Consider the following 8,959-nt stretch of genomic DNA (forward strand, 5'->3'; position numbering starts at 1 on the left):
AGGGGAGGGTAAGAAAGATCGTTACCGCAGCCCGCCACTCATTTGACCGCGAAACGGGCAAAACCGGCAAAAGCGCCGCGAAGTTGAGCGGAATTCGGCGAAATGCCGATGTGGTTTGAGCTACCAAGCCGGCCACATTCCGCGTATCCTGTTAGGACCGAACCGGCCGGTTGGCGGGGACTGGCGGTTCGAGATCTCGGAGGAAGACCCGCGGAGAAGTCGTGATGGCTAAAGGTACGGTCAAGTGGTTCAACCCGACGAAGGGTTATGGATTTATCCAGCCTGCGTCGGGCGGCAAGGATGTGTTCGTGCATATCTCGGCAGTTCAGAAAGCCGGCCTGTCCTCGCTCAATGAGGGGCAGACGGTGGAATACGAAGAGATCGCAAACCGGGGCAAGACCTCCGCAGAGAACCTCAAAGTCTAAGCCCTTTGCTGCTTCCCGGCTTTGTCCGGGGGCCGGGCCAAGAAAATTTTCGAAGACGGTGAGTGCATTCGACGACAGGCGTTGCGATTGCACACGGAGAGCTATTTTTTCGCGCGAAGACCGCTCGTTCAACGCCACAGCAATGACAATCGCGACGGCATTTCGTCAGCCCACCGGCAACGGTGCGTCGCGCTTGATCTCTTCCATCACCGCATAGGTCCGCGTCTCGCGCACACCCGGCATCGACAGCAGGGTCTCGCCGAGGAAGCGTCGATAGGCGGTCATGTCTGCCAGCCGCGCCTTCACAAGATAGTCGAAGCCGCCGGCAACCATGTGACACTCCAGCACTTCGGGCGCGAGTTTCACTGCGCGCGCAAACCGTTCGAAATTGTCCGGCGTGGTCTTGTCGAGCAGCACCTCGACGAACACCAGGAGCCCGAGGCCGAGCCGGTGCGGATTGAGCCGCGCGCCATAGCCCTCGACAAAGCCCTCCCGCTGCAGCCGCTTCAGCCGCTCGCCGATCGAGGTCGGCGACAGGCCGATGCGCTCGGCGAGGTCGACATTGGCGATGCGCCCATCCTCCTGCAAAATGGAGAGGATCTTCCGGTCGATTCGATCGAGTTCCATGATTTATGAGGTCAAACTGCCTATGATCTTCATTTTCTAAGGCAAACCAGCTAGATTGTCTATCGAACTACGGTGACCCCGGCATTATCCTGGATTTCAGCCACAGGACCCGCCATGCCGAACATTCCGCCGCCCTTCTCCGCTCCCTACGCGCCCGATGACGCCGAGATCGCAGCAAAGCTCTTGCCGGCCGCGCCGCTCAGCCCGCCGCAGGAGGCGCGGATCGACCGCACCGCGACGCGGCTGATCGAAGCGATCCGCAAGCGCGACGACCGGCTCGGTGGCGTCGAGGACATGCTGCGGGAATTCGCGCTCTCGACCAAGGAGGGGCTCGCCTTGATGGTGCTGGCCGAAGCGCTGCTGCGCGTGCCGGACGCGCGCACCGCCGACCAGTTCATCGAGGACAAGCTCGGCGAGGGCGATTTCATCCACCACGAGACCAAGTCCACGGCGTTTTTGGTCAACGCCTCGGCCTGGGCGCTCGGCCTGTCGGCGCGGGTGATCCAGCCCGGCGAGACGCCGGACGGCACCATCGGTCGGCTCGTCAAGCGGCTCGGCGCGCCGGCGGTGCGCACCGCAACGCGCCAGGCGATGCGGCTGATGGGCAACCATTTCGTGCTGGGTGAGACCATCGAACAGGCGCTGGAGCGAGGCAGTCCGCGCTCCGGCCAGAAGCCGCGCTATTCCTTCGACATGCTCGGCGAAGGCGCGCGCACGGCCGCCGACGCGAAGCGCTATTTCGACGCCTATGCCAGTGCGATCGAAACCATCGGCAAGACGGCCGGCCGCCATCCCCTGCCCGACCGGCCCGGCATCTCCGTCAAGCTCTCGGCGCTGCATCCGCGCTTCGAGGCGATCAGCCGCGCGCGCGTGATGGCCGAGCTGGTGCCGCTGCTGCTGGACCTCGCGCAGCGCGCCAGGACGCATGACCTCAACTTCACCGTCGATGCCGAGGAAGCCGACCGGCTGGAGCTGTCGCTCGACGTGATCGCCGCGACGCTCGCCGATCCCTCGCTCAAAGGCTGGGACGGGTTTGGCCTCGCGATCCAGGCCTATCAGAAGCGCGCCGGCGCGGTAATCGACCATGTCGATGCGCTCGCGCGCGCGCATGACCGCAAGCTGATGGTGCGGCTGGTCAAGGGCGCCTATTGGGACACCGAAATCAAGCGCGCGCAGGAGCGCGGGCTCATTGGCTATCCCGTGTTCACGCGCAAGGCGATGACGGACCTGAACTACGTTGCCTGTGCGACGAAGCTGCTGGCGTTACGGCCGCGCATCTTCCCGCAATTCGCCACCCACAATGCGCTGACGGTCGCGACCGTGCTGGAGCTCGCGAAAGACGGCGGCGGCTTCGAATTCCAGCGCCTGCACGGCATGGGCGAAGCGCTCTACGAGCAACTGGCAAAAGATCATCCTGACATCGCCCACCGCACCTACGCGCCGGTCGGCAGCCATCGCGATCTGCTCGCTTATCTGGTGCGGCGGCTGCTGGAGAACGGCGCCAATTCTTCTTTCGTGGCGCAGGCCGCCGATTATCGTGTGCCTGTTCCGGCGCTGCTGCAGCGCCCGGCGGATGCGATTGTCCGGCCGCAAGCCGCGGCCCATTCCAAGATTCCGCCGCCCGGTGATCTGTTCGCGCCGGAACGGCGCAACTCCCGGGGCGTCGAATTCGGCTCGCGCGCCGCGCTTGACCGATTGCTGGCCGACGTGAAGGCCGAGGCCACCGACCTCAAGCCGATCGCCGACGCCACGCCCGACCAGGCCAATGCGGCCATGGCCGCGGCACGCGCCGGCTTTGCGGCCTGGAGCCGCACACCCGCCGGCACGCGCGCGGCAGCGCTGGAGCAGGCCGCGCATCTGCTGGAGAGCCGCAGCGCACATTTCATCGCGCTCCTGCAACGTGAAGGCGGCAAGACGCTGGACGATGCGCTCTCGGAGCTGCGGGAAGCCGCCGACTTCTGCCGATATTATGCCGCGCAGGGCCGAAAGCTGTTCGGCGCTGAAACGGCCATGCCGGGCCCGACCGGCGAGAGCAATACGCTTGCGATGCGCGGCCGCGGAGTCTTCGTCGCGATCTCGCCGTGGAATTTTCCGCTGGCGATCTTCCTCGGCCAGGTCACGGCGGCGTTGATGGCCGGCAACAGCGTCGTGGCAAAGCCCGCCGAGCAGACGCCGCGGATCGCGCACGAAGTCGTGGCCCTGCTGCACGAGGCCGGCATCCCCAAGGGCGCCCTTCAGCTCGTCACCGGCGACGGCCGCATCGGCGCCGCGCTGACCGCGCACCCTGATATCGCCGGCGTCGTCTTCACCGGCTCGACCGAGGTGGCGCGCCTGATCAACCGGACACTCGCCGCCAAGGACGGGCCGATCGTGCCGCTGATCGCGGAAACCGGCGGCATCAACGCCATGATCGCCGATGCCACCGCGCTGCCCGAGCAGGTCGCCGACGATGTCGTCACCTCCGCGTTCCGTTCCGCCGGCCAGCGCTGCTCGGCGCTGCGGCTGTTGTTCGTGCAGGAGGATGTCGCCGACCGCATGATCGAGATGATCGCGGGCGCGGCGCGCGAGCTGAAGATCGGTGATCCCTTCGACGTCGCGACGCATATCGGCCCTGTCATCGACATGGAGGCCAAGCAGCGCCTCGATGCGCATATCGCGCGGATGAGGAAGGAAGCAAGACTGCATTTTGCCGGCAGCGCGCCGGAGGGTTGCTTCGTCGCGCCGCACATCTTCGAGCTCAAGGAGGCCGGCCAGCTCACCGAGGAGGTCTTCGGCCCGATCCTGCATGTCGTGCGCTATCGCGCCGAGAACCTCGAAGGTGTGCTTGCTGCCATCGCGCGCACCGGCTACGGGCTCACGCTTGGCATTCATTCGCGCATCGACGACACCATCGAGGCCGTCATCGACCGTGCCCAGATCGGCAACGTCTATGTCAACCGCAACATGATCGGCGCCGTGGTCGGCGTGCAGCCGTTCGGCGGCAACGGTCTCTCGGGAACCGGCCCCAAGGCCGGCGGCCCACACTACCTCGCGCGCTTCGCCACCGAGCAGACCGTGACGATCAACACCGCTGCGGCGGGCGGCAACGCGGCGTTGCTTGCGGGGGAGGAGTGAGGCCCTGCGTCAGGCGCCGTTGCATCCCTGCAAAACATCGGTCTAATGCTCCCACCACCGGCCCGCGTCAATTCCAGCGCGCGGGAAACGACAAGAGCTGAGGGAGCGACGCCGCGATGGAAAAAGGCATCTTTTCAGGCCTGAAAGTTCTGGATTGCGCGAGCTTCATCGCAGCGCCCGCGGCCGCGACCGTGCTGTCGGATTTCGGCGCCGACGTCGTCAAGATCGAGCCGCCCGGCGTAGGCGACCCCTATCGCAACCTGCCCAATTTGCCGGGCTATCCCACCGGCGAGCACAATTTCGCCTGGCTGCTGGAAGCCCGCAACAAGAAGAGCATCGCGCTCGACCTCGCCAAGCCGGAGGCGCAGGCGGTGCTCTACAAGCTGGTCGCAGAGGCCGACGTCTTCATCACCAACATGCCGCCGCCGGTGCGCGCCAAGCTCGGCATCACCTACGACCATCTCGCCCATCTCAACGACCGGCTGATCTACGCCTCCTTCACCGGCTACGGCGAAAAGGGCGAGGAGGCCAACAAGCCCGGCTTCGACAGCAACGCCTATTGGGCGCGCTCCGGCCTGATGGACCTGGTTCGCGCCGACACCGACACCACGCCGGCCCGCTCGGTCGCCGGCATGGGCGACCATCCCTGCGCCATGGCGTTCTACGGCGCCATCGTCACCGCGCTGTACCAGCGCGAGAAGACCGGCAAGGGCTCGCATGTCGCCTCCAATCTGATGGCGAATGGGGTGTGGGCCGCGAGCGTGCTGGCGCAGGCAAAACTCTGCGGCGCCAAGTTCGGCGAGCGGCGCCCGCGCGAGCGCGCGCTCAACGCGGTCGCCAACCACTACCAGTGCAAGGACGGCCGCTGGCTGATCCTGTCGCTGCTGAGCGAGGAGAAGCAGTTTCCGGCGCTGGCGAAGTGCCTGGGGCGCGAGGACCTGATCACCGATCCGCGCTTTGCCACCAAGGCCGACCGTCAGGCCCGTTCGGTCGAACTGGTCAAGATTTTTGACGAGACCTTTGCGACCAGGGACCTCGCCGAATGGCGCAAGATCCTCGACGGCAACGGCCTCGTGTTCGGCGTCGTCGCGGTGCTCGACGACATCCCGAACGACAAGCAGATGCTCGACAACGAGGTGCTGGTGCCGTTCGAGAACGACACCATGCTCACCATCAACAGCCCGATCTGGATCGACGGCACCAAGAAGGTGCAGCCGCGCAAGCCGCCCGCCGTGGGAGAGCACAGTGACGAAATTTTGCGCGGCGCAGGATACGACGAGGCGGCGATCAAGCGGTTGCGGGGATCGGGGGCGGTCGGGTAAGGCCCGCACGCCGCCGTTATTTCCGTCCGATCAAGCTGGCCACCAGCTCCAGCAGTTCCGCCTTCGCCTCACGGCGGAAGCTGGCTCTGGGCGTGGCGAGTTGACGAAAGAGCAAGCCAATCAGCGCCGAGACGAACACCTCGGCGTGGCGGCGTGAGTTCGGCGACTTCGCAGCTTTTAGCGCAAGCTCAGCACTCTGCCGCCATGTGTCGAACCACTCGGCGACCACGGGCCGATAGCGCTCTTGCCTCGCGGCGGCCAGGAAGGCCTCATAGCAGGCGATATGCGTCTCGGCTTCTTGGCTGAGCTCGCTGACGTAGAAATCGACCAATGCGTCGATCCAGGCCTCCACCTCGAACGCCTTGCCCTGAAGACCAAGTGCCAACGCACGCAGCCTGCCGACTTCACGCGCCAGGGCAAACTGCAGGGCTGCCTCAATCAGCACATCGCGGGTCCCGAAATGATGCGTCACCGCGCCGAGTGAAACCCCGGCCTGAGTCGCGACCGCTCGGTGGGTCACACCGTCGAGGCCATGTCGCCCAATGATGCGCAACGTTGCCTGCATCAATGGCCGCTCGCGCTCGCTTGGCTCTGCTTTTGAATCCCTGCTCACCGGCCTGACATCCAGCGCTTGACGTTCTACAGAACAAATGTTCTGTTATGCGGATCATATGCAACATCGCTGTCCCGGCCCCGAAAGGCAAGGAGCGTTCAATGCCGAGCTACCGCCTCCACTATTTCCCCGAATCCGGCAACAGCTACAAGCTCGCGCTGATGCTGACGCTGTGCGGCGAGACGTTCGAGCCGGTCTGGACCGACTTCGGCGGCGGCGTCACGCGCACGGCGGAGTGGCGCAAGGCCGTCAACGAGATGGGCGAGATTCCCGTGCTCGAGGTCGACGGCGTGAAGATGACGCAGACCGCGCCGCTGCTGCTGAGGCTCGCCGAGCAGTATGGCCGCTTCGGCGCCGAGACCGAGGACGAGAAGTTCGAGCTGCTGCGCTGGTTGTTCTGGGACAACCACAAGCTCACCGGCTACATGGCGGCCTATCGCTTCATGCGAGCGTTCACCGAAAAGAATGATCCGCAGGTGCTGAAGCACTTCCGCCGCCGGCTCGAGGATTTTCTCGGCATTCTCGATGGGCATCTCCAGCACAACGCCTTCGCGATCGGCGCGAGGCCGACGGTCGCCGATATCTCGATGATGGCCTATCTGCACTATCCGAGCGACGAGCACGGCTTCGACTTCGCCGCGAGCCATCCCGCCATCCACGCCTGGCTCGACCGCATGGCCGCACTGCCCGGCTGGAAGCCGGCCTACGAGCTGCTGCCGGGCAAGCGGATGACGAACTACGCGACCTGAGGGCTCACCTCAGCGACAGCCAGCCGAGCGTGAACAAGACCCCGCCGACGATGACGGCCACCGCAATCGCCCAGATGCTCACGCGGGCGCTGCCGGTGACCTGCTTGGCTTCCTCATTCTGCGCGATCTCGCGATTGCGCGCTTTGTTGGCGTTGCCGGTATCCGTCATGGGTCATCCAAATTGTCTGGTGAGGTCTAACGCGTCTTGACGAAGCACATGCCGATGTGGCGCGAGGCCGCGGCCGCCTGACAGGTGAGACCGTTAGCACAGCTCCATGACGTAAAACTCTTGTCCGGCGTTCCCGATCCCGCATCTTGCAGGGAACAATGCGCGCCCCAGCCGTCCCAATATTCGCTCCCCGCAAGCTCCCGGCTGCCGCGGGTCTGCGGCCGGCTGGCAAATCCACGTGAGAAATCAGGGCGTTTGCCCGCAGCGAACGCGGTCAGAATGTCGCGGCGGCGCAGTTGGTCGCCGATGAAATGCGGCGAGGCCGGCACGATAGAAACGTTGGACGGCTTGTCCGCGAGCCAGTCGACGCCGGGGAAATGGAAGCCGCCGATGCCGCGGGTCTGGTGGCAGCCGGCGCAGGTGACGTCGTTGAGACGGCGCTGGAACCCGGCGATCGAGCGGACGTTCTGCATGTCGCCGCGCGCCGCCGCCTGCTTCAACGCGCCGACCACGTCATTGTCGGTGAAGACCGGATCCCCTTTCCCCTCGCCGTTTGCTTCTCCCTGCATCATCCCGAACTCCGGTTGCAGCGGCGACGCATCGAGGCCGGCGGGCGTCGGCACGACCGCCGCCCTGGCCAGGAATTTCTCCGGGATCAGCACCGTGCCGCGATCGAACGCGCGCAAATTCTCAGGGGAGAGCAGCCAGGCCTTGAAGTCGCGCCGGAGCGCATCGTCGGAGAGAATGCGGTCGCGGTCGATCTGGTTCTCCAGCTTCCCTTCCGCGAACGTCTTCGTGAGCGCATCGTACTTGAACACTTTGAGCAGATAGTCGGAGCGGAAATCATGCAGCGGCGATTTCGGTGCGATGGAGATCTGGATGTTGGTCTCGATGCGATCGAGCATGGCGTCGTCTCGCCCGCCGATCAGCTCCTGCCAATTTCCATTGTCGAGCCAGCGCTTCGCGATCTCGGCGCAGCCGATCGGCTTGCCGTTCGCATCGGTCTGGCGCGGATCGCGCGCCTTCATCACCAGATTGAACGTCATCGGCAGCCGCGTCGCGGTCTTGCCGCCGTCGAAACGTGCGAGCCGGTAGATCAAGCGGATCTCGCCGCAGGACTCTTCGTCGACATAGGCACGGTCCATGCGATTGACGATGCCGGCGAGCACGAAACGCGTGTTGGGCGATTTCAGCACAGCACGGTCGAACAGCTGGACATCAAAACCTTCGCCGACGCCGATGGTCTCGGTCGGATATTCGGCCGTCCGCTTGGTGATGTAGCGGTCGAACTCCGCGTCGATCGCCGGCGGAATGTCCTTGAGCTGCGGCAGCTCCGAAAACAAGAGGTCGGTCGTCAGCGGACGGGCCGCCTCCCGCTCGGGCGACACCAGGCGCGGGATCGTGAACACGTCGCCCTCATCGAGCCTGCGCAGCAATTCCGGATCGGTGATGGCCGTGCCGCGCGTCAGCGGCGCGGTCTCCGCGGCCGATAGCGGGGCGGCGCCGCCGAACAGCAAGGCGACAGCAATGAGAATTCGCAACGCGCGGCGCATGCCTTAGGTAACACCGCGCGAGGACACCTATTCAAGCAAAAAGGCGCCTCACATCGCAGTGAAGCGCCTCAATGATGTCAGATATCGAAGGCTCAGCGCGCGACGATCAGCCCCTTGCTGGTGACGACGACCCAGCGGCCGTCCTGGCGGCGGATCGCATCGACGCGGCCGACGCCCGGGATGGGATCGCCGGGATAGACCTCGTAGAGCCCGTCGCGACCCTCGATCAGCGCACCGCCATTGGCGGCGTTGCGCAAGCGCCAGCCCTCGACCGTCGGCAGGCGGCCGACCTCGGTCTTGGGGGCGGCAGCCACCGGAGCCGGTGCGGCGGCCGCGGTCGCAACCTGGGTCGGCGCGATCGAGCCGGTGGTCTCCTTGGCAGGCGCG

At 65.4% G+C, this 8,959-nt stretch carries 8 protein-coding genes and 1 pseudogene; 4 read left to right on the forward strand and 5 right to left on the reverse strand.

The features are described from left to right. Nucleotides 1–224: 224 nt before the first annotated feature. Entirely contained in the window at nt 225–425 is a 201-nt protein-coding gene (locus tag SE92_RS17690) for a cold-shock protein (RefSeq protein ID WP_008134691.1), read from the forward strand. Nucleotides 426–590: 165 nt separating this feature from the next. On the opposite strand, the gene SE92_RS17695 is transcribed toward SE92_RS17690, so the two are convergent. After that, nucleotides 591–1,052 carry an Lrp/AsnC ligand binding domain-containing protein gene (locus tag SE92_RS17695; protein ID WP_063196983.1) on the reverse strand — a complete coding sequence of 154 codons (462 nt, stop codon included), beginning with the start codon at nt 1,050–1,052 and terminating at the stop codon, nt 591–593. Between the two features lie 114 nt (nt 1,053–1,166). Between SE92_RS17695 and putA the strand changes: the two genes are divergently transcribed. Both putA and SE92_RS17705 read left to right on the forward strand, forming a co-directional pair. Then, complete coding sequence (gene putA, locus SE92_RS17700; RefSeq protein ID WP_063196985.1) at nt 1,167–4,166, forward strand: bifunctional proline dehydrogenase/L-glutamate gamma-semialdehyde dehydrogenase PutA; 3,000 nt, start codon at nt 1,167–1,169, stop codon at nt 4,164–4,166. Between the two features lie 116 nt (nt 4,167–4,282). Beyond that, the gene (locus tag SE92_RS17705) at nt 4,283–5,488 is read left to right on the forward strand and encodes a CaiB/BaiF CoA transferase family protein (RefSeq protein ID WP_063196988.1); all 1,206 of its coding nucleotides are present in this window, start codon (nt 4,283–4,285) and stop codon (nt 5,486–5,488) included. A gap of 16 nt (nt 5,489–5,504) precedes the next feature. On the opposite strand, the gene SE92_RS17710 is transcribed toward SE92_RS17705, so the two are convergent. Beyond that, entirely contained in the window at nt 5,505–6,053 is a 549-nt protein-coding gene (locus SE92_RS17710) for a TetR/AcrR family transcriptional regulator (RefSeq protein WP_063196990.1), read from the reverse strand. Nucleotides 6,054–6,202: 149 nt separating this feature from the next. Between SE92_RS17710 and SE92_RS17715 the strand changes: the two genes are divergently transcribed. Next, entirely contained in the window at nt 6,203–6,850 is a 648-nt protein-coding gene (locus SE92_RS17715; RefSeq protein WP_063196992.1) for a glutathione S-transferase family protein, read from the forward strand. A 4-nt stretch (nt 6,851–6,854) separates the two neighbouring features. Here SE92_RS17715 and SE92_RS36705 read toward each other — a convergent pair whose 3' ends face one another. From SE92_RS36705 to SE92_RS17725, 3 genes and pseudogenes are all read right to left on the reverse strand, one after another. Then, nucleotides 6,855–7,019 carry a hypothetical protein gene (locus tag SE92_RS36705; protein ID WP_198172684.1) on the reverse strand — a complete coding sequence of 55 codons (165 nt, stop codon included), beginning with the start codon at nt 7,017–7,019 and terminating at the stop codon, nt 6,855–6,857. Nucleotides 7,020–7,045: 26 nt separating this feature from the next. After that, on the reverse strand, nt 7,046–8,572 hold the full coding sequence (locus tag SE92_RS17720; protein ID WP_063196994.1) for a hypothetical protein: 1,527 nt from the start codon (nt 8,570–8,572) through the stop codon (nt 7,046–7,048). A 92-nt stretch (nt 8,573–8,664) separates the two neighbouring features. Further along, a pseudogene (locus SE92_RS17725) lies at nt 8,665–8,959 on the reverse strand (hypothetical protein); the annotation flags it as partial.

Source organism: Bradyrhizobium sp. AT1, assembly GCF_001590795.1.
Lineage (GTDB): Bacteria > Pseudomonadota > Alphaproteobacteria > Rhizobiales > Xanthobacteraceae > Bradyrhizobium.